Below are 21754 nucleotides of genomic sequence, written 5' to 3'. Positions count from 1 at the left end.
CCGGCGTCCGAACGGCTCCGCTCACCGCGGATCCGCTCGCCGCACCGGCCGGACACCCATGAGCCTGGCGTTCGCGCTGCTCGGGGGACAGGTCATGGCACCGGTCATATATGACCGGTCGTCACGGTAGGCTCATCGGCGACCGCGCTCGGTGGTGAAAGGGTGTCGAAGTGACCGATCGGCTCGGCACTCTGTTACGTCGGCTGCGGACCCGATCGGGGCTGACTCAGGAGCAGTTGGGGGAACGGTCCGGGGTGAGCGTCAGCACCATCCGCAGGCTGGAGACGGGGCGGTCGAAAGATCACCGGCTGGGGACGCTGAACCTGTTGGCGGACGCCCTGGAGGTCGGGCCCGACGACCGGCGGCAGATCGCGGCCCTGCTCGCGAAGCTCCAAGCGGTCGCGCCCGGTCCTGGACCGGCCGCACCCGGTCCCGCGTCGGCCGAACCCGCCTCCCCCGCAACCGAATCGGACGCGAGCGCTCCCGAACCGGCGTCCAGCGCACCCGGATCACCCCTCGGCATTTCCGAACAGGTCGCGACATCGGGTGAGTCGATCATCACCGCCTCATCGGATTCGGCCACGGGAGTGCGCCTTTCGAGTTCCGGCACAGCCGATTCGCCCGGCACCCCGCCCGTACCGCATTCCGTTCCGGCGGCCCGCGCCCTGTCTCCGGTGGACGTCCGAGGTGCGCTCGCCGACGCCGCCGCCGAATTGGCGAGGGAAATCGGGCGTCGCTGGCGGCGCGAGGAGGAACAGCGCCGGGTTCACGACCCGTTTCCGTTACCGGTGCGCTGGCGGGAGGCGCCGGAATTCCTGACGGACTATCCGGAGAACATTCAGCGCCTTCCGTCGGGCGCGACTCCGCACCGAATGGACCTGGAGGGCGACGTGCGGAGCGTGGCCGAGGTCTACCGGAGGATCCGGTCCGGACGGCTGGTGATTCTGGGCCGGGCCGGATCGGGCAAGTCGATCCTGACGATCAGGTTCGTCCTGGATTATCTGGAGGACACGGACCTCGCCGACAAGGTGCCGGTGATCTTCAGTCTCGGCTCCTGGGACCCGACGGCGATCGCGTTGCGGGACTGGCTGGTCGACCGGCTGGTACGCGATCATCCGCATCTGGCCCGCCGGGCCCCCGACGGGGGACCGCTGGCCGCCGCCCTCGTCGACGCCGGTCTCGTACTGCCGGTCCTGGACGGCTTCGACGAGGTCGCGGAGGGACTGCGGCAGGCGTCGCTGGAAGCGCTCAACGCCACCTCTCTTCCGCTCGTCCTGACCAGTCGGCGTGCCGAGTTCGCCGAGGCGGTGCATGCGGCGGGGGCGCCGCTCGTCTGGGCGGCCGGGATCGAACTCACCGACCTCGCCCTCGACGACCTCGTGGCCTATCTGCCCAGGACGGCCCGGCCGATCGTCCGCGGCAAGGGCGTCCGCGGTGAAGGCGTCGACGGTGCGGGCGCCGACGGCGACGGGTGCACCCGGGACGGTGCGGTGTGGGGGCCGGTCCTGGACGGGCTGCGGGACCGGGAGGGCCGGGCGGTGGACGTACCGCTCGCCAGGGTCCTGAACACCCCGCTCATGGTCGTCCTGGCGCGGACGATGTACAGCGAGGCGCCCGACCGGAATCCGGTGGAACTGCTGGACACGGAACGGTTCCCCGACGAGAAGTCCCTGGAGGAACACCTGCTGGCGGGCTTCGTACCGACGGTCTACCGGGGCCACGCCGCCGAACTGACCGCCGCGGACCTCCGGCGCGGCGAGCGGAACCGGGTCCGGACCCGTCCCCGGACCGGGGACGGGAACCGGGACCCGGAAGGCACCGAGCGCTGGCTCGGCTACCTCGCCCACCACCTGGCCCGGCTCGACCGCGACCAGCAGGACCTCGCGTGGTGGCGGATCAGCGGCTCCGTACGGTTGTCCACGCGCGTCGCGGCCGTCGCGCTGGCCTCCGCGCTGAGCGTCGCCGTGTCCGAGTGGCTGGTCGCCCTGTTCTTCATTCCGATGGCGTTCGGCGATTCCCTCCTGCTGGGTTCCCTGATGGGGACGTGCGCCGGTCTCTCCTTCGCGAGCGTGTACGGGATCATGGCCGCGGTCGGCGCCGGGGCCTTCGAGCCGTCCTACGTGCGGCTGAGACTGCACCGCAGGGGCGAGGGCATCGGCCGCCGTCCGGTCCGCGTGTTCACCACCCGGTTCGGGGCCGTCCTGCTGGGCGGATTCGTCATGGGCGTCGGGTGCGCGAGCTCCCTCGCCCTCCAGCGCCGGCTGTCCTACGGCATCCCGCTCACGAACGAGCGGGTCATCGAGGGCACGCTCATCAACATGCTGGCCTTCGGCCTGATCTTCGGGGCGGGCGCCGGGCTGGTGTTCGGCCTGCTGGCCGTGCTCGAAGCGCCCCTGGACGTCGCCTCGGCGGCCACCCCCGCCGGTCTGCTGGCCTGGAACCGCACGACGGTGGGCCGACAGGTCCTCGTCCTCATTCCGGCGCTCACCCTCGCCATCGCCCTCGACGGCTATCTGTTCACCGATCTGTTGCAGGAGTTCCTCGGACCGATGAACTGGGCGTTGGAGGACGGACTCGTCATCGGGGCGGTCGGCGGCCTCGGCGGCGCGCTCTCGTACGCGTTCTCGTTCACCGCCTGGGGCCAGTGGGTGATCCTGGCCCGCGTCTGGCTGCCCCTGACCGGCAAGCTGCCCTGGGACACGGTCGCCTTCCTGGACGACGCGTACCGCCGGGGCGTGCTGCGCCAGACCGGGGCGGTCTACCAGTTCCGCCACATCCGGCTCCAGCACCACCTCGGCCGCTCGTACCGCGAGCAGCAGGCCCGGTACGCCCCGGCCCGATTCACCGGCCGGAAGTGACCAGGGGCGCGCCGTTACGCGCTCCCGCCCCGCACCGCCGCGGCGTCAGGCGTTCCGGGCGCGCCACTCCGGGGCCAGCACGGACCAGACCTCCGAGTCGTGCCGCTCCCCGCGGTAGAGGTAGTTCTGGCGCAGCACTCCGTCGCGCCGCATGCCGAGCCGCCGGGCCACGGCGATGCTGCGGGTGTTCGTGCTGGTCGCCTGCCACTCCACGCGGTGCATGCCGCGCTCGTGGACCGCCCAGTCGATCAGTTTCCGCGCCGCCCGGGTGACCAGGCCGCGCCCCTCCCCCGCCGGTTCCAGCCAGCAGCCGATCTCGCAGTTGCCCGAGTCCGCCTCGAAGATCCGGAACAGGACACCGCCGACGAGCGTGCCGTCCAGCCAGATGCCGTAGAGCCGTCCGGTGTCGTTCGCCCGCTTCTCCGCGTACCGCAGGAGCAGCGCGCGTGCCGAGTCCGCGTCGGTGGCGAAGGAGGCGAAGGGGATCCAGGGGTCGACGAGTGCGCGGGCCCGGTCCATGTGGGCGAGGAACTCCTCGGCGTGCCACACCTCCAGCGGGCGCAGCTCCGCCCCCTCGCCTCCGCGGCCCCCGTGATCTCCCCGACCCGCGTGGCCGCTGCCGTCCCCGCGCTCGCCGCTGTCCCTGCCGTTCGTGTCGTCTGCGTCGCCGAGGGTTATCGCGAACATCATGCTCCGTCTCGAACCGTCTTCGTCTCCCGCGCGGCCCCGACCTGTTCCGCCGGTGGCACCGCGTGCGCCTCTCGCGCGATCCTCGCATGCGCCGTGCCGCGCTCCGGAGTCTCGATGCTGATCCGCGGCAGCCAGCGGTCCAGTCGGCGCGGCAGCCACCAGTTCGCGCCCCCGAGCAGATGCATCAGCGCGGGGACGAGCAGCGTACGCAGGACGAAGGCGTCGAGGGCCACGGCCGCGGCCAGCGCGATCCCGAACATGGCGATGACCCGGTCGCCGCTGAGGACGAACGCGAGGAAGACCGAAATCATGATCACCGCGGCGGAGTTGATCACCCGGCCGGTCTCGGCGAGACCGACCCGTACCGCCCTCCGGTTGTCACGGGTCTCCAGCCACTCCTCGTACATGCGCCCCACCAGGAACACCTGGTAGTCCATGGAGAGCCCGAAGAGCACGGACACCATGATCACCGGCAGGAACGGCTCGATCGGACCGGAGCTGCCCAGGCCCAGCAGTTCGCTCCCCCACCCCCACTGGAAGACCGCCACGACGACCCCGAACGAGGAGGCGACGGCGGCGACGTTCATCACGGCGGCCTTCAGGGGGATGGCGATCGACCGGAAGGCCAGCAGCAGGAGCAGGCAGCCGAGTGCGATGACCACGCCGACGAAGAGCGGCAGCTTGTCCATGACGGTCCGGGCGAAGTCGTCGTACCCGGCCGTCACCCCGCCCACATGGGCCTGGAGCGAGGTGTTCGCCTCGGCCTTCGGGACGACGTCCGAGCGCAGCCGGTCGACGAGGTCGCTGGTGTCCCGCGACTGCGGTGACGAGGTCGGTACGACGGTGACGAAGGCGGTGTCGCCGCCGCTGCTGTACGTGACCGGGCCGACCGACGCCACTCCCTCGGTGGCGCGCAGCGTGGCGGGCAGGCCGTCCATCGCGAGCCGGTCCCCGGCACCGTCGAGCTGCGCCACGATCGTCAATGGGCCGTTGACGCCGGGCCCGAATCCGTCGGACAGCAGGTCGTACGCCTGCCGGGTGGTCGACGAGGCCGGGTTGTTGCCCTGGTCGGAGGTGCCCGGGTGGAGGGAGAGCGTGGGCAGCGCCAGCACCAGCATCACCGCGGCGGCGAGTGAGCCGAGCAGTTTGGGGTGGCGTTCGACGAACCCGGACCAGCGGGCGGCGAACCCGGTGGGGACGTCGGGCCGCGGCCCCTCCTCGGCGAGCCGGGCCCGTTCGCGGCGGCTCAGCGCCCGCATCCCGATGAAGGACAGCAGGGCGGGCAGCAGCGTCACGGACGCGGCCACGGTCAGGACGACGGTGAGCGAGGCCGCGATCGCCACGCCGTTGAGGAATTCCAGTCGCAGGACGAGCATGCCGAGCAGCGCGACGCACACCGTGGCCCCGGCGAAGACGACGGCCCGGCCGGTCGTGGCGACGGCGCCGCGCGCGGCGTCGGCGACCGGCATGCCCTGGCGCAGACCGGCGCGGTGCCGGGTGACGATGAACAGTGCGTAGTCGATGCCGACGCCCAGCCCGATCAGCATGCCCAGCATCGGGGCGAAGTCGGCGACGGTCATCACATGACCCAGCAGCATGATGCCCGCGTACGCCGTTCCGACGGAGACGAGGGCGGTGGCGATGGGCAGCATGCTGGCGGCGAGGGAGCCGAAGGCGAGGAACAGGACACCGGCCGCGACGACGACCCCGATGACCTCGCTGAAGTGGATGGCGGGCGCCTCGGTGAGGGCGACGGCCGGTCCGCCGAGTTCCACCCGGAGGTGGTCGGCCTCGGCCGCCTTCGCCGTGTCCACGAGGGCCTGCGCCTGGTGCACGGGGATCGCGTCGGACGGCCGGTCGAAGGTGACCGTGGCGTAGGCGGTGTGTCCGTCGGGGCTGATCTGTCCGGCGCCGGACGCCCCGTACGGCCCGGTGACGGCGCCGACTCCGGGCAGTTCCTCGACCGCGTGCAGGGTGCGGGTCATGGTCTGCCGGACGTCGGCGGCCCGCACGGTGGAGTCGGTGGTGTGCCAGACGATGGTGTCCGTGTCCCCGCCGAGGTCCTTGAAGCCGTCCTTCAGGAGATCGGCGGCCCGGCCGGCCTCCGTGCCGGGCACGTCGTACTGGTTGGAGTACGCGGAGCCGGCGAGGCCCGCCGCGGTGGCGGCGCCGCCGAGGGCGAGAAGCCAGACGAGAACAGTGACGAGGCGGTGCCTGATACACCAACGGGCAAGGGCGGCCACCTGACGTGCTCCCTGACGGTTCGCGGACGGTTCGCGGCTCTTCCGGCGCACGGCTCGTCGGGCTCGTGCCGCCACGGGTGGGTGGCGCACGGCGGAACGAGACATGGAGCACCCGCGAAGAACGCATGACGTGGGTATGTCCACTCTCGCAGCTGATGGTGATCCTTTGCCCCATTCGTGGCATTACTCACAAGGTCCGCCCGCGAGCGGTGCCTGGTGCCTGGTTCCTTGTGCGTGGCGCCCCGGCCGCGGTGCGGTCGGGCGGTCACGGTCCCTCGCGCCGCGGCGAGCGCGTCCACCACGACCCGCTCCACCGGGGCGCCGCGCCGCCCGAGGACCTACGGGGCCATGCCCACCAGCGGGGGGCGGCGGGAGCGCCCGCACGCCGCCCGGGTCGCCGGCCCGCCGGCCGCCGTGAACGGCCGGTCCCGGCCGTCGCCGTCAGCCGGAGACGCTCGCCCGGCCGTTCTCGATGTGTCCCATGAGCCGGCGCCGGAAGCCGCCCTCCCCGTCGACGGTGACCTCCAGGTCGTACCAGCCGTGCGCGTCCGCCGCCGAGTGCACCACCGTACGGCTGCGTCCCGGCTTGACCTTGACCGTCCTGGTCCAGTCGCGCAGGTCCGCCTCGTCGACGTATCCGAGCGGCCGCACGGTGAAGGTGAGCGTCGTCCGCCCGTTGTTGCGCAGGACGAGATGCAGATCCCGCTCGTGCGCGTCGATCCGTGAGCCGACCTCGGCACCGGCCAGGGCGGCGCCCGCCGCGGGCCCGGCGAACTCGCGGCGGAAGCCGTTGGGGCCCGTCACCGTGAACCGGTACGCCGAGCCGTTGACGGGCACCGACCAGTGCGCCGTGCCCTTCACGTCGCGGTGCTGCGGCACGGGGAACTCGCCCGCGTACGGGTACAGCGTGAAGTGCGCGGAGGAGCGGCCGGTGTTGCCGAGGGCCACGCGCACCTCGCCGCCCACCAGCCGGGCCTGCGCGTCCGGCTGGTACGGCAGCGGGCGGGCCGGGCGCACCCCGGGCTCCTGTGCGGGCATGTGCTGCACGAGCGGCGGCCTCGGCGCCCAGCGTCCGGTGAACGGCGGGATGGCGCCGGGCCGTTCCACGTCGGGCCGCCGCCGTGCGCGCTCGAAGTCGAAGGCCGAGGTCAGATCGCCGGTGACGGTGCGCCGCCAGGCGCCGATGTTCGGCTCCTCCACCCCGGTCCAGCGCTCCAGGAAGCGGATGACGGAGGTGTGGTCGAAGACCTCGGAGCAGACGTAGCCGCCCACGGTCCAGGGCGAGACGACGAGCAGTGGGACCCGCATGCCGAGACCGGTCGGCTTGCCCTCCCACCGCTCCTCGGCCACCTCCGGCGGCGCGACGGGCGGCGGCACGTGGTCGAAGAAGCCGTCGTTCTCGTCGTAGTTGATGATGACGGCGGTGTGCCGCCAGACCTCGGGGTGCCTGCCCAGCGCGTCCAGGATCTTGTAGACGATCGTCGCGCTGTGGACCGGCGAGGAGACGCTCGGGTGCTCGGAGTCGAGGGCCGACGGCACCAGGTAGGAGACCTCGGGGAGGGTGCCCGCCGCCACGTCCTTGGCGAACTCGTCGGCCAGCGTGCCGGTCTCGACCCTGCGCAGCCCGCGCTCGAAGAGGCTGCGCCCGGTCCTGTCCAGGGTGGCGACGCCCTGTTCGAGCAGCCCGAGCAGCCGCTCCCGCTCGGCGGCGTCCGCGTCCCGGACGGCCGAGTAGAACGACTCCATGTACGTGTGGCCACCGGTCCTCGCCAGCGCCTTGCGGGCGATCGCCTTGAAGGTGGCGAAGAACTCGATCTGGTTGTCGGTGAAGTTCTCCCACTCGGTGTACGTGCGCCAGCTGCGGCCCGCCTTCTCCAGCCGTTCCGCGTAGGTGCCCCAGTCGTACCCGGGGTGCGTGCCCTCGTCGTACGCGTCGTTGCCGACGGCCCGCTTCCCGTTCGGCTCGTAGCCCGTCTTCCCGCTCCAGAGGTGGTTGCGGTTGGGGCTGGTCGAGGAGTGGATCGAGGAGTGGTAGGCGTCGCAAACCGTGAAGGTGTCGGCCAGTTCATAGTGCAGCGGGATGTCGCGGCGGTCGTAGTACGCCATGGTGGCGGCCGTCTTCGCGCTCACCCAGCCGTTCATCCAGCCGTCGGCCCACGCTCGGCCGCCGCCGTTCCAGGAGTGGTCGAGCGCGCCGATGTACTGGAGGTCCTTCTTCTGCGTCTCGGCGGCACCCCGCACCGGGAACGGCAGCACGGAGGCGCCGAGCGGGGCGGGCTGCTCGAAGACCGGCCTGCCGGAGGGCAGCTCGATCGCGTTGCGGTCGCCGAAGCCGCGTACGCCCCGGAGCGCGCCGAAGTAATGATCGAAGGAACGGTTCTCCTGCATCAGGATCACCACGTGCCTGATGTCCCGGAGCCCACCGCCACCGGACCCGGCCGGGTGCGCCGGCTGCGCGGCCATCGCGGCCTGCAGCGACGGCGGCAGCAGCGACCCCGCCGCCGCGGCGCCGAACGCGCCGCCACCGAGTGCGAAGAGCCGTCGCCGTGAGATGTCCGTGGTCAAGTGAGCCTCCCGAGTCCTGTCGTATGGCCGGGAACGTAGTCACGCCAGGTGGCCTCGGGAAGGACTCCGTACGGCTCGGTGGTGAACGTCCAACACGTCGGCCGGAAAGTCCAACCGCCCCCACAGGCCCGCGACGGTCCGACGCCGGGTCGCCCACGGGGTCCGGTCCCGAGGCGCCCGCAGCCGTCCCGGTCCATGGCGCCCGCGGTGGCCCGGCCGAGGCTCGCGCGGCGGTCCGGGGCGGTTGCCCCCACCCGGCCGACGTTGACCGGCGCGGCACCCGCGCGGCAACCTTATGCACCGTCAATTCCAGTCACTGGGGGAACAGTTGAACAGTGGGTCGCACCACATCGGGCCGGACTCCACACCGGACAGATACCGCCTGCTCAACTCCATCGGGAGGGGCGGCGAGGCCGTCCTCTACCGGGCCGAGATCGAGCTCGACGGGGCGCCCGAGACCGTGGTCGTGAAGGTGCTGGACTCCAGGACCACGATCAGCGTCGAGCAGTTCCGGCGGCTCAGCGCCAGGTGGCAGGACCAGGCGGAGCTGCTGCGCTTCGTGAACCGTCCCGGTGTGGTCGGGGTGCGCGAACACTTCGAGGGGCCTCCCATCCACGGCCGGGGCGACGCGTCGACCGCGGCCGGACGGTCGCTCGTCCTGGTCATGAACCATGTGGAAGGGCTCGACCTGCGCGACTGGCGGGAGGAGCGGACCCTCGCCACCCACGCCGAGCGCCGGGAGGTGCTGCGGACCCTCGAACAGCTCGCGGACGTGCTGGACTGGCTGCACTCGGGGCGGGCGACGCCCTCCGGCCGCACCGTCGTCCACGGCGACCTGTCCCCGGGGAACGTCATGGTCGACCGGCACGGCCAGGCCACCCTGGTCGACTTCGGGCTGAGCAAGCTGACCGCCGACCATCAGACGGCGGAGGTCTGGTTCACCCCGGGCTACGCGGCGCCGGAGGTCTTCGAGGGCAAGCGGACGCCGAACACCGACCGGTACGCGTTCGGCGCGATCGCCTACTTCCTGCTCAGCGCCCAGTCCCCGCCGAGCACCCCCGAGCAGCTCCGGACGGCGCTGGCCGCGCTCCCCCAGGTAGCGGCGGCGGACCCGGACCGGGTCGAGCGGATCCTGCGGATCTGCGCGGTCGAACCCGACCGACGGCCGGAGAGTCTGTCGGCGTGGGTGAAGGACCTGCGCCCGGCGGTGGTGTCGACGACGGTCACCGGTGGCCCGGCCGTCTCGGTGCGCGACGCGGTACCCGGTACGGCCGGGACGACGGACACGGCACCGGGGTCCGCCGTGGCCCCGGCCGTACCGCCACCGCTCCTGACCCCGCCTCCCGGCTCCCCGCCCGCGACGTCCCCGGACGAGGGCGCCCCGCCCGCCTTCCCGCCGCCGATCACCGCCTCCGCCGATCCCGGAGTGCCGCTGCCCGCAACGGTGGATCCGGGCCCGGCGACGGGGCCCGACCCGGCCCGGGGAGCGGGCCCCGGTCCGCGACCGCACGACGCACCGCCCGCGTCGCCTCAGGCGTCGGCACAGCCTCCGCACGACATTCGGCCCCCGCACTCGACGCAGCCTCCGCGACCGTTCCAGGACCCCGCTCAGGAGACACAGGTCCCGGCCGCTCCGCAGAGGAACGGGAGCCGGAAGCGGATCGCCCTGTCGGCGGCGGCCGTGCTGGTCGCCGCCGCACTGGGCGCGGGCGGGGCATGGGCACTGCTGCGCGGCGAGGACGGCGACCGCCCGGCGGACGCGGTCGGCGCGTCCGCACCGGCGGACGCGGACCCCGGTCCGGACGCGTCGCCGGACGATTCCGGGGGCACGGACGACGAGGGCGACGGCCCGTCGCCGGACCCGTCGACGCCCGGGGTCGCCGACAACGCCACGGAGGTCTCGCTGACCACGCTGAATCCGGTGGCCGACACCGACGGGTTCGAGGTGGGCTCCGCGAACCTCAATACCCAACTGCACACGGACGCCTATGTGGCATCGCCGGACTGCACCACCGAGCCGTACATGGAGTTCAACCTCGGGCGCGCCTGGACCACTTTCGACCTGACGGCGGGGATCGACGACGACTCGTACTACGAGTCGGGGCGGCTGACCGTCAAGGTGGACGACACCACGCTCTGGGTCGGGACGCTCGAACTGGGCAAGCCGCAGAGGCTGTCCCTGAAGGTGGCGAACGGGCTGCGGCTGCGCATCCAGGTGGACGAGAACTGCGACGGCGCGAAACTCGCGCTCGGCACCCCGCTGCTCAAGCGGTAGCCGCGGGCGACGGGACGGACCGCGCACGACGGGCCCCGACCCGGGTCACGGTGTGGGGCGGTGCACCCGGCTCACGGGTGCACCGCCCCTTCCGGACGTACACGGGAACCGCCCCGTGCGGCGGCCGGATCAGCCCTCGACGCCGAGCTTCTCCAGGATCAGCTCGCGCACCCGGGCCGCGTCCGCCTGGCCGCGGGTGGCCTTCATGACCGCGCCGACGAGCGCGCCCGCCGCCGCGACCTTGCCGCCGCGGATCTTGTCCGCGATGGCGCCGTTGGCGGCGATGGCCTCGTCCACGGCCGCGCCCAGCGCGCCCTCGTCCGAGACGACCTTCAGGCCGCGCTTCTCGACGACGGTGTCCGGGTCGCCCTCGCCCGCGAGGACGCCCTCGATGACCTGGCGGGCCAGCTTGTCGTTGAGGTCGCCCGAGGCGACGAGCTCGGTCACCCGGGCGACCTGCGCCGGGGTGATCGGCAGCTCGTCGAGGCCGCGGCCGGTCTCGTTGGCGTTACGGGCCAGCTCGCCCATCCACCACTTGCGGGCCTGGTCCGAGGGGGCGCCCGCCTCGGTCGTGGCGACGATCAGGTCGACCGCGCCCGCGTTGAGGATGGACTGCATGTCGTGCTCGGAGACGCCCCACTCCTCCTTGAGCCGGTTGCGGCGCACCCGAGGCAGCTCGGGGAGGCCGCCCCGGAGCTCCTCGACCCACTCCCGGGCCGGGGCGACCGGCACCAGGTCGGGCTCGGGGAAGTAGCGGTAGTCCTCGGCGTTGTCCTTGATACGGCCGGACGTGGTCGAGCCGTCCTCCTCGTGGAAGTGACGGGTCTCCTGCACGACCGTGCCGCCGGAGCCCAGCACCGCGGCGTGGCGCTGGATCTCGAAGCGGACGGCGCGCTCGACGGAACGCAGCGAGTTCACGTTCTTCGTCTCGGAGCGCGTACCGAACGTCTCGGTGCCCTGCGGGCGCAGCGACAGGTTGACGTCGCAGCGCATCTGGCCCATCTCCATCCGGGCCTCCGAGACGCCGAGCGCCTTGATGAGCTCGCGGAGCTCGGTGACATACGCCTTGGCGACCTCGGGGGCGCGGGCGCCCGCGCCCTCGATCGGCTTGGTGACGATCTCGATGAGCGGGATGCCGGCGCGGTTGTAGTCCAGCAGGGAGTGCGAGGCGCCCTGGATACGGCCGGTGGCGCCGCCGACGTGGGTCGACTTGCCGGTGTCCTCCTCCATGTGGGCGCGCTCGATGTGCACGCGGAAGACCTCGCCGTCCTCCAGCTGGACGTCCAGATAGCCGTTGAAGGCGATCGGCTCGTCGTACTGGGAGGTCTGGAAGTTCTTCGGCATGTCCGGATAGAAGTAGTTCTTCCGGGCGAAGCGGCACCACTCGGCGATCTCGCAGTTCAGCGCGAGGCCGATCTTGATGGCGGACTCGACGCCGATCTCGTTGACGACCGGCAGCGCGCCGGGCAGCCCGAGGCAGACCGGGCAGGTCTGGGAATTGGCGTCCTGCTTCAGCTCGGTCGAGCAGCCGCAGAACATCTTGGTCTTGGTGCCGAGCTCGACATGGACCTCCAGGCCCATGACGGGGTCGTAGGACGCGAGGGCGTCCTCGTACGACACCAGGTCGGTGACAGTCACGGTGAAACCTTCCCCCTCAGCCCAGCAGTACGTCGTCGTCGCCGATGCGCTTGAGTTCGCGCAGCAGCAGGGCGATACCGGTGGCGATGGCGGCGGCGGAGACGACGGCGTCGACCAGCCGGAGCGTGTCGTGCTCGGAGCGGGCCTGCTTGGCCTGCCTGATGACACCGAGCGCCCCGAAGGCGGTGGTGCCGATGGACAGGTATGTACCGGTCTTGGACTTCTTGAAGCCCTTGGCCTTGCTCAGCGCGTTCACAGTGACGGAGCCTCCTCCAGCAGCGGGTGTCCCCACTTTTCCACGAAGGCGGCCTCGACGGCGGCTCCGACCTTGTACAGCCGGTCGTCCTTCATGGCGGGGGCGATGATCTGCAGACCGACCGGCAGGCCGTCCTCCGGGGCCAGACCGCAGGGCAGCGACATGGCGGCGTTGCCGGCGAGGTTGGTCGGGATGGTGCAGAGGTCCGCGAGGTACATCGCCATCGGGTCGTCGGCGCGCTCGCCGATCGGGAAGGCGGTGGTGGGCGTCGTCGGCGAGACGATTACATCGACACCGCTGCCCGGCTCGAAGGCCCGCTCGAAGTCCCGGGTGATCAGGGTGCGGACCTTCTGCGCGGAGCCGTAGTACGCGTCGTAGTAGCCGGAGCTGAGCGCGTACGTGCCGAGGATGACGCGGCGCTTCACCTCGTCGCCGAAACCGGCCTCGCGGGTGAGCGCGGTGACGTCCTCGGCGGACTTCGTGCCGTCGTCGCCGACCCGCAGGCCGTAGCGCATGGCGTCGAAGCGGGCCAGGTTGGAGGAGCACTCGGACGGCGCGATCAGGTAGTACGCCGACAGCGCGAGGTCGAAGGACGGGCAGTCCAGCTCGACGATCGTGGCGCCGAGCGACTTCAGCAGCTCGACCGACTCGTTGAACCGCTGGACGACGCCGGCCTGGTAGCCCTCGCCGGAGAACTGCTTGACGACGCCGACCCGCATGCCCTCGACGCTGCCGTTGCGGGCGGCCTCGACGACCGGCGGGACCGGGGCGTCGATGGACGTCGAGTCCATCGGGTCGTGGCCGGCGATCACCTCGTGCAGCAGCGCCGCGTCCAGGACCGTACGGGCGCAGGGCCCGCCCTGGTCGAGGGAGCTGGAGAACGCCACCATGCCGTAGCGGGAGACGCCGCCGTACGTGGGCTTGACGCCGACGGTGCCGGTGACGGCGGCGGGCTGGCGGATGGAGCCGCCGGTGTCCGTACCGATGGCCAGCGGGGCCTCGTACGAGGCGAGCGCGGCCGAGGAGCCGCCGCCCGAGCCGCCCGGGATCCGCGTGAGGTCCCACGGGTTGCCGGTCGGGCCGTAGGCGCTGTTCTCGGTGGAGGACCCCATGGCGAACTCGTCCATGTTGGTCTTGCCGAGGATGACGACGTCGGCGTCCTTCAGCTTCCTGGTGAGGGTCGCGTCGTACGGCGGGATCCAGCCCTCGAGGATCTTGGAACCGACGGTGGTCGGGATGCCCTCGGTGGTGAAGATGTCCTTGAGCGCGAGCGGGACGCCGGCCAGCGGGCCCAGCTTCTCGCCCGCCGCCCGCTTCGCGTCGACGGCACGGGCCTGCGCGAGCGCGCCCTCGCGGTCGACGTGCAGGAAGGCGTGGACCTTCTCGTCGACCGCGTCGATCCGGGCCAGGTGCGCCTCGGCGACCTCGACGGCGGTCAGCTCGCCGGACGCGATCTTCTCGGCGATCTCGGCGGCGGTGAGCTTGATGATGGTGCTGTTGTCCGTCATGGTTTCAGTCCTCCCCCAGGATCTGCGGCACCTTGAAACGCTGCTGCTCCTGGGCCGGGGCGCCGGAGAGCGCCTGCTCGGGGGTGAGCGACGGACGGACCTCGTCCGCGCGCATGACGTTGGTCAGCGGCAGCGGGTGGGAGGTCGGCGGTACGTCTTGGTCGGCGACCTCGGAGACGCGGGCGACCGCGCCGATGATGTCGTCGAGCTGACCGGCGAAGTGATCGAGCTCTTCGCCCTTCAGCTCCAGACGCGCCAGCCGGGCGAGGTGGGCGACCTCCTCGCGCGTGATGCCAGGCATGCAGCGATCCTCAGGGGTTGGTGTGCGGTTTTGGCCCAATCCTATGGTGTCGGCCGCCACCGCTCCCGCCACCCGGGTGAACACCCTGGTCGGGCGGCCGATCGGGGTCGGCCGCCGTCGCGGACGCGGGCCGGACGGTCGCGCCGTCGCACACCCGTGTCGGGCGGTGGCGACGCACGTCGGCGGTCAGGTCGTCGCGGGCCGCGAGTCGACCGTCCGCCCCGGAGGGCGCTGCTCCAGCTCCGGCGTCGCCGCGGCGGCGGCTGCGGCGGCAGCCGCCGCAGCCGCCGCAGCCGCCAGCTCGGCCGGTCGGCGCCAGCCGTGCTCGCCGCGCGCCCGCAGCCAGGCCGTCGTCTCCTGCGGCGGCATCGCCGCGGCGACCAGCCATCCCTGCACGGCGTCGCAGCGCAGGTCCCGCAGCCGCTCCCAGGTCTGGTCGTCCTCGACGCCCTCCGCGACCACCAGCAGGCCCAGCGAATGCGCCAGGTCGATGGTGCAGCGGACGATCTCCGCGTCCTCGTTGTCGACGGCCAGCCGGGCCACGAACGACCGGTCGATCTTCAGCTCGCTGACCGGCAGCCGCCGCAGATGGACCAGCGAGGAGTACCCCGTGCCGAAGTCGTCGAGGGACATCTTCACGCCGTGCCCGGTGAGCCCGGCCAGGGTGTCGGCGGCGCGCTGCGGGTCCTCCAGCAGCACATGCTCCGTGATCTCCAGCTGGAGCGCCCCGGCCGGGACGCCGTGCCGGGCGAGCCGGGCCGCGACGCTGCCCGCGAATCCGGGGGTGTGGACGTCGCGCGGCGAGACGTTGACCGCGACCGGGACGAACAGCCCCTGCGCCCGCCACCGGGCGACCTGGGCCAGCGCCGTCTCCAGGACGTACTCCGTGAGGTGCGGCATGAGCCCGGACGACTCGGCGATGGCGATGAACTCGTCCGGAGGGACCCGCCCGCGCTCCGGATGCACCCAGCGCACCAGCGCTTCGAGGCCGGCCACCTGGCCGTCGAAACGGACCTTCGGCTGGTAGTGGAGCTCCACCTCACCGGCGTCCAGCGCCCGCCGCAGGTCGCCGAGGAGCCCGAGCCGGTCGGGCGTGTTGCTGTCCCGCTTCGACTCGTACACCTCGACGCCCGTGCGGTCCCGCTTGGCCTGGTACATCGCCACGTCCGCCCGCCTGAGCAGACCTTCCGCGTCCGGTGCGTGGTCCGGGTGGACGGCGACCCCCGCGCTGGCCTCCAGCACCAGGGTCAGACCGTCCAGGTCCAGCGGGGAGGACAGCGCCGCGACCAGATGACGGGCGACCCGCTGGGCGCTCGTCGTGGAGTCGGTGGTCGGCAGGAGCACGGCGAACTCGTCGCCGCCGAGCCGCGCGGCCTCCGCCCCGCGCGGAAGCGCGAGCCGGAGCCGCTCCGCTATCTGCAGCAGCAGCCGGTCCCCCGCCAGATGGCCGAGGGTGTCGTTGACCGCCCGGAAGCGGTCGAGATCGATCAGGACGAGAGCGGATCTGGCCCCCACGGCCTCGGCGTCCTCCAGGGCCGTCCAGATGCGTTCCAGCAGCCACTGCCGGTTGGGCAGCCCGGTCAGCGGGTCGCGCAGCTGCTCCTCCGCCCGGGCCCGCGCGATCCAGAGGGTGGAGTCCAGGGCGATGAGCGGCACCGCGAACAGGGGCAGGAGCACCGGCATGGTCATCGCGACGACGCAGATCAGCGGTGCGATGCCGATCAGCGCCGCCATGAGGAGGCCGTGCCGGAGCAGGGCGGTGCGGGCGACGGTCGGCAGGCCGCCGCCCTGGGGGGCTCCGGCGTACCAGAGCAGGAGGCGGCTGACGAGCAGATAGGTGCAGGCGGTCAGCAGGATCTCGGGGAGGTCGGCGATGCCCCAGTCGAGTGGCTGCCAGGGGGATTCGACGGTCTGGACGTCACCGAACGCGGCAAGGACCAGGGCCGCCGCGCCTATGCCCAGGATGTCCACGGCTCCGTGCAGCAGCCCCTGCCACCAGCGTTGCCGACGGGCGACTCCGACGAGCACGACGACGACCAGGCTCACCAGCCCGGCGGCCAGCCAGCCGTAGAGCAGCAGCACGGCGAGCGTGAGGGCGGCCCCGGAACCGGCGCCGCCCGACCACCGGTCGCGTCCGAGCGCCACCAGATGGCCGACGACGACACCGGTGAGGACGGCGAGGGACCAGCCGACCTCGCCATCGGGAAAGAGTGCGCGCCCCTCGCTCAGGGTCCGGTAGAAACCGGTCGCGATCAGAACGAAGGCGAACACGATGGCAACGGCACCCACCTTGGGCGTGAGGCCGACGAAACCTTGCAGCCGCGACACCGGTGCGGCGCTCTCGGTCGGTTTCATTCCGTCCCTCTCACAGCCGGCGGTGCCCATGTCACCCGATGGATCAGTTCCATGCCACCACGACCCGGAATTCCCATCCGCGGCCGGGCACGGCAGACGCACATCTCAACAGTAGGCCGCAACAGGCCGATAAGGGCAGCGCTCTACCGCTCTTGCCCGAATGCGAACCGCCCCTTCACCAGCATCTGATATGCGCCGTTCGGGTGAACCCGCCCAACTGGGGGCAACCCTTGCCCCCTTCCACCCGCATATGACGCCCCTGTTCCTTTTTGTTCGTCATGTGCCCCTGGATTCACCCCTTCGACCGGCTGGAGTCCCGTCCTCGCCCCGTTCGTCATTCCGCCGGTTCCGCGACGGGCGCGGCAGCCTCGCGCGCGGCCTCCGGCCCCTGTTCGAGCAGCACGGTGAAGCCGTCCTCGTCCAGCACGGGCACCTTCAGCTGCACCGCCTTGTCGTACTTCGAACCGGGGTTGTCGCCGACGACCACGAAGGAGGTCTTCTTCGACACCGAACCCGTCACCTTCGCCCCGCGGCTCTGCAGCGCCTCTTTCGCGCCGTCCCTGGTGTGGCCGGACAGCGTGCCGGTGACGACGACGGTGAGCCCTTCGAGCGGGCGCGGCCCCGCCGCCTCCCCCGCTTCCTCGTCCTCCATCCGGACCCCGGCCTCCCGCCACTTGCGCAGGATCTCGCGGTGCCAGTCCTCGGCGAGCCACTGCTTCACCGAGGCGGCGATGATCCCGCCCACCCCGTCGGCCTCGACCAGCTCCTGCTCGGTCGCCCCGTCGATCCGCTCGATGGAGCGGAACTGACGGGCCAGCTCGGCCGCCGCGACCGGGCCCACGTGCCGGATGGAGAGCCCGGTGAGGAACCGGGCGAGCGGAGCGTTCTTGGCCGCGGCGATGGCGTCGAGCATGGCGAGCGCGTTCTTCTTCGGCTCGCCCTGCTGGTTGGCGAAGACCCAGGCGGTCTTCTCCTCGCCGGTCTTCGGGTCGCGCTTGGGCAGCCCGCTGTCCGGGTCGCGGACGTAGGCGCGGATCGGCAGGAGCTGTTCGACGGTCAGCCCGAAGAGGTCGCCCTCGTCGCGCAGCGGCGGCTCGGCGGGTTCCAGGGGCTGTGTCAGGGCCGCCGCCGCGACATAGCCGAAGTGGTCGATGTCGAGGCTCTTGCGGCTCGCGAGGTAGTAGACCCGTTCGCGCAACTGAGCGGGGCACGAGCGCGCGTTGGGGCACCGGAGGTCGACATCGGCCTCCTTCATGGGCTTCAGCTCCGTAGCGCACTCCGGGCAGTGCGTCGGCATCACGAACTCCCGCTCGGTGCCGTCGCGCAGATCGACGACCGGGCCGAGGATCTCCGGGATCACGTCGCCCGCCTTGCGGAGCACGACCGTGTCCCCGATGAGGACGCCCTTCGCCTTCACCACGTTCTGGTTGTGCAGGGTGGCGAACTCGACCTCGGAGCCCGCCACCTCGACCGGCTCGACCTGCGCGTACGGCGTGACGCGGCCGGTGCGGCCGACACCGACGCGGATGTTCACCAGCTTGGTGTTGACCTCCTCCGGCGGGTACTTCCAGGCGATCGCCCAGCGCGGGGCGCGCGAGGTGGAGCCCAGCCGGCCCTGGAGCGGGATCTCGTCGAGCTTGACGACGACACCGTCGATCTCGTGCTCCACGGAGTGCCGGTTCTCGCCGTAGTACGCGATGAACTCCCGTACGCCGTCCAGCGAATCCACCACCTTGTTGTGCCGGGCGGTGGGCAGGCCCCATTCGTGCAGCAGCTCGTAGGCGTGCGAGAGACGGTCGATGTCGAGGCCCTCACGGGCGCCGATGCCGTGCACCACCATGTGCAGCGGGCGGGTGGCGGTGACCTTCGGGTCCTTCTGGCGCAGTGAACCGGCCGCCGCGTTGCGCGGGTTGGCGAACGGCTTGTCCTCCGCCGCGACCAGCCGGGCGTTCAACTCCTCGAAGGCGTGCATCGGGAAGAAGACCTCGCCGCGGATCTCGACCAGATCCGGGATCCGGTCGCCCTTCAGCCGGTGCGGGATCTCGTCGATCGTACGGATGTTGGGCGTGATGTCCTCGCCGGTGCGGCCGTCGCCCCGGGTCGCGGCGCGGGTCAGCCGCCCCCGCTCGTACGTGAGGTTGACCGCGAGACCGTCGACCTTCAGCTCGCACAGGAAGTGGTGGCCGGTGGTGCCGACGTCCTTGGCGATCCGCTCGCCCCAGGCCGTCAGCTCCTCCTCGTCGAAGGCGTTGTCCAGCGACAGCATCCGCTCGCGGTGCTCGACGGAGGTGAATTCCGTCCGGTACGGACCCGCCACCTTCTGCGTCGGCGAATCCGGCGTGCGCAGCTGCGCGTACTCCTCCTCCAGACCCTCCAGTTCGCGCATCAGCCGGTCGAACTCGGCGTCGCTCACGACCGGCTGGTCGTTCACGTAGTAGCGGAAGCGGTGCTCCTCGATCTGTTCGGCGAGGAGCGCGTGCCGCTCCCGTGCCTGTGCGGGCACCGCCGTCTGCTGTTCGCCGGCCATCGTTGCGTCCTCCCGTTACCCATGACCCCGTTACTCAGGGTTGTCTGCGAGCGATCTCGCGGCCCGGGCGCAGTGGGCGAGCGCGGCGCGCGCGTACGCGGGCGAGGCGCCCGCCAGTCCGCACGCCGGGGTGATCACCACGGACCGCGTCAGCGTCCCCGGATTCAGCCCCAGCCTGCGCCACAGCGTCCTGACCCCCATGACGCTACCGCCCGGGTCGGGCAATCCGCCCGAGGCCGGGTCGGTGCCGGGCACCACGCCGAAGAAGATCTGGGTGCCGCCCTCGACCGCTTCCCCGATCGCTTCCTCCTCACGCTCGGTGAGCAGTCCGAGATCGAACGAGATCCCGTCCGCCCCGGCCCTGCGCAGCAGCGCGAACGGTACGTCGGGGGCGCAGCTGTGCACGACCGTCGCCCCGTCCCCTGCCGCAGCCAGGACGTCGCGCAGGGCGCCCTCCACGATCTGCCGGTCCACGGCCCGGTAGGTGCGGTAGCCGCTGGCCGTCCTGATCCCCCCGCGCAGGACGCCGGTCAGCGACGGTTCGTCGAGCTGGAGCACCACGTCGGCGCCGGGCACCCGGCGCCGCACCTCCGCGAGATGGGCGCGCAGCCCCTCCGCCAGTGAGGCCGTCAGGTCGCGGCAGGCCCCCGGGTCGCCGAGCGCGGCCTCGCCGCCCCGCCGTTCCAGCGCGGCGGCCAGCGTCCACGGGCCGACGGCCTGGACCTTGAGCGGCCCCTCGTACCCCTGGGTGAACTCCTCCAGGGCGTCGAGGTCCTCGCCCAGCCAGGACCTGGCCCGCCGGGTGTCCCGGCCGGGCCGGTCGCCGACCCGCCAGCCGCTGGGCTCGACGTGCGCGTACAGGTCCACGAGCAGCCCGACGGTCCGCCCGATCATGTCCGCACCGGGCCCACGGGCCGGGAGCTCCGCCAGATACGGCAGCCCTTCGCCGTCCCCGAAGGACCCGGTGACGGTCTTCGCCGCCTCCCGCGCGTCTCCTCCGGGCATGGAACCGATTCCGGTGGCCCGGCAACCCTCGAACTTGTTCGTCTCACTCACATGGGAAGCCTAAAGGCCGTCCACGGCACGTGTTGCGGGACCGTCACCGCGCCGGACGACCGCCCGATCCGCCCGGACCGCCCGGCCTGGTCCGGTCCGGGCGGTCGGCGGCCGGGGCGCGTGAGGGTCAGCGGCCGGGGCGCACCCTGAGGTCGGTGACCTCGGCGTCGCGCGGCAGGTCGAGGGCCGTCACGATCGTGGTGGCCACCGACTCCGGGTCGATCCAGCGGGAGGGGTCGTACTCCTTTCCCTCCTGCTGGTGGACCTTGGCCTGCATGGGGCTGGCGGTGCGTCCCGGGTAGACGGAGGTGACCCGGACCCCGTTCGCGTGCTCCTCCTGGCGCAGCGAGTCGGCGAGCGCCTTCAGGCCGTGCTTGCTGGCGGCGTACGCACCCCACTCCGCGGACGCCGCGAGCCCGGCGCCGGAGTTCACGAAGAGCACATGCCCCTGGGCGACCCGCAGCTGCGGCAGGAGGAGCCGGGTCAGCTCGGCGGGCGCGACCAGGTTGGCGTTGAGCTGGAAGTGCCACGCCTTGGGCGTGAGATCGCCGACCGCGCCGAGCTCCACGACGCCCGCGACATGCAGCAGCGAGTCGACCCGCTCCGGCATCGTCTGGTGGGCGAACGCCCAGGACAGCCGGTCCGGGTTGGCGAGGTCGCCGACGAGCGTACGGGCGCCGGGGTGCAGCTCGGCGAGCTCCTTGGCGCGGGCCGCGTCGCGGGCCACCAGCACGGCCTCGTCACCGCGCTCCAGAAGACGACGGGTGACGGCTGCGCCGATGCCGGACCCGGCGCCGGTGATGACATGTGTGGGCATACCGCCATGATCTCATCACGCCGCCGGGCCGCCGGTCGTGCCCCGGAGCCGCGCACCGCGCCGCCGCACACGCCTGTCGGCGCGTGACCACGCGAACCGCGTGCCCGCGTCACCGCTGCTCGGCCGCCTCCTCCAGGTGGGCCAGGGCGCTCGCACCGTCCTTGGCGAAGAACACCAGGTCGGTGAGCGGGATGGGGAGGAAGCCCTCGTCCTCCATCCGCTGGAACTGCTGGTGCAGCCCGTCGTAGAAGCCCGCCGTGTTCAGCAGGACGATCGGCTTGTCGTGCTTGCCGTGCTTCTTCAGCTCCAGGATCTCGGTCGCCTCGTCGAGCGTCCCGGTGCCGCCCACCATGATCACGACGGCGTCGGCCTTCTCCAGGAGCAGCGCCTTGCGCTCGGCGAGATCGCGGGCGATCACCATCTCGTCGGCATTGGTACGCGCCTTGTCGGCGAGGAAGTCGACCGACACGCCGACCAGCCGTCCGCCCGCTTCCTGCACGCCATCGGCGACGACCTTCATCAGCCCGCTCTCCGACCCGCCCCAGACGAGGGTGTGCCCGCCCTTGCCGATCAGCTCGGCGAATTCACGGGCGGGACGGGTGTAGCGGTCGGCGAGGTCGGCGGCGGAGAGGAAGACGCAGATGTTCATAGCGGACACCGTAGAG

14 protein-coding genes are annotated in these 21754 nt (G+C 72.0%); 2 read left to right on the top strand and 12 right to left on the bottom strand.

Annotation, left to right across the window (positions count from 1 at the left end; genetic code table 11):
- The first annotated feature begins 170 nt into the window (after positions 1–170).
- Positions 171–2858, top strand: coding sequence for a helix-turn-helix domain-containing protein (locus AMK22_RS40050; RefSeq protein WP_073784692.1), 2688 nt, complete (start codon positions 171–173; stop codon positions 2856–2858).
- Between the two features lie 45 nt (positions 2859–2903).
- Here the strand turns inward: AMK22_RS40050 and AMK22_RS13380 are convergent, their stop codons facing one another.
- The 3 genes from AMK22_RS13380 to AMK22_RS13370 all read right to left on the bottom strand — a co-directional run bounded on the left by AMK22_RS13380 (position 2904) and on the right by AMK22_RS13370 (position 8356).
- On the bottom strand, positions 2904–3548 hold the full coding sequence (locus AMK22_RS13380; protein WP_242433963.1) for a GNAT family N-acetyltransferase: 645 nt from the start codon (positions 3546–3548) through the stop codon (positions 2904–2906).
- On the bottom strand, positions 3545–5791 hold the full coding sequence (locus AMK22_RS13375; RefSeq protein WP_079186129.1) for an MMPL family transporter: 2247 nt from the start codon (positions 5789–5791) through the stop codon (positions 3545–3547). The genes AMK22_RS13380 and AMK22_RS13375 overlap by 4 nt, the downstream gene beginning before the upstream one ends.
- Before the next feature lie 441 nt (positions 5792–6232).
- Positions 6233–8356 (bottom strand): phosphocholine-specific phospholipase C, encoded by a 2124-nt coding sequence (locus tag AMK22_RS13370; protein ID WP_073784690.1) that lies wholly within the window; start codon positions 8354–8356, stop codon positions 6233–6235.
- Positions 8357–8684: 328 nt separating this feature from the next.
- On the opposite strand from AMK22_RS13370, the gene AMK22_RS40045 reads away from it, so the two are divergent.
- The gene (locus AMK22_RS40045) at positions 8685–10631 is read left to right on the top strand and encodes a protein kinase domain-containing protein (RefSeq protein WP_079186128.1); all 1947 of its coding nucleotides are present in this window, start codon (positions 8685–8687) and stop codon (positions 10629–10631) included.
- A gap of 129 nt (positions 10632–10760) precedes the next feature.
- Here the strand turns inward: AMK22_RS40045 and gatB are convergent, their stop codons facing one another.
- The 9 genes from gatB to AMK22_RS13320 form a co-directional block, all read right to left on the bottom strand.
- Entirely contained in the window at positions 10761–12269 is a 1509-nt protein-coding gene (gatB, locus tag AMK22_RS13360; RefSeq protein WP_073784686.1) for an Asp-tRNA(Asn)/Glu-tRNA(Gln) amidotransferase subunit GatB, read from the bottom strand.
- A gap of 16 nt (positions 12270–12285) precedes the next feature.
- Entirely contained in the window at positions 12286–12525 is a 240-nt protein-coding gene (locus AMK22_RS13355) for a hypothetical protein (RefSeq protein WP_073784684.1), read from the bottom strand.
- Positions 12522–14033: an Asp-tRNA(Asn)/Glu-tRNA(Gln) amidotransferase subunit GatA gene (gene gatA / locus AMK22_RS13350; RefSeq protein WP_073784682.1), complete on the bottom strand. Its 1512-nt coding sequence runs from the start codon at positions 14031–14033 to the stop codon at positions 12522–12524. The genes AMK22_RS13355 and gatA overlap by 4 nt, the downstream gene beginning before the upstream one ends.
- Positions 14034–14037: 4 nt before the next feature.
- Positions 14038–14334 (bottom strand): Asp-tRNA(Asn)/Glu-tRNA(Gln) amidotransferase subunit GatC, encoded by a 297-nt coding sequence (gene gatC, locus AMK22_RS13345; RefSeq protein ID WP_015036350.1) that lies wholly within the window; start codon positions 14332–14334, stop codon positions 14038–14040.
- 186 nt (positions 14335–14520) lie between these two features.
- Positions 14521–16689, bottom strand: coding sequence for a putative bifunctional diguanylate cyclase/phosphodiesterase (locus AMK22_RS13340; RefSeq protein ID WP_073784943.1), 2169 nt, complete (start codon positions 16687–16689; stop codon positions 14521–14523).
- 334 nt (positions 16690–17023) lie between these two features.
- Entirely contained in the window at positions 17024–19216 is a 2193-nt protein-coding gene (gene ligA / locus AMK22_RS13335; protein ID WP_073784680.1) for an NAD-dependent DNA ligase LigA, read from the bottom strand.
- Between the two features lie 30 nt (positions 19217–19246).
- Positions 19247–20272 (bottom strand): methionine synthase, encoded by a 1026-nt coding sequence (locus AMK22_RS13330; protein WP_073784678.1) that lies wholly within the window; start codon positions 20270–20272, stop codon positions 19247–19249.
- 127 nt (positions 20273–20399) lie between these two features.
- Positions 20400–21089, bottom strand: coding sequence for an SDR family oxidoreductase (locus AMK22_RS13325; protein ID WP_073784676.1), 690 nt, complete (start codon positions 21087–21089; stop codon positions 20400–20402).
- A 109-nt stretch (positions 21090–21198) separates the two neighbouring features.
- Positions 21199–21738 carry a TIGR00730 family Rossman fold protein gene (locus AMK22_RS13320; RefSeq protein WP_073784674.1) on the bottom strand — a complete coding sequence of 180 codons (540 nt, stop codon included), beginning with the start codon at positions 21736–21738 and terminating at the stop codon, positions 21199–21201.
- Positions 21739–21754 lie beyond the last annotated feature (16 nt).

The organism is Streptomyces sp. CB01580 (genome assembly GCF_001905795.1).
GTDB lineage: Bacteria > Actinomycetota > Actinomycetes > Streptomycetales > Streptomycetaceae > Streptomyces.
The sequence above is the reverse complement of the archived record's forward strand: the minus strand, read 5'-3'. Positions and strand labels throughout refer to the sequence as shown.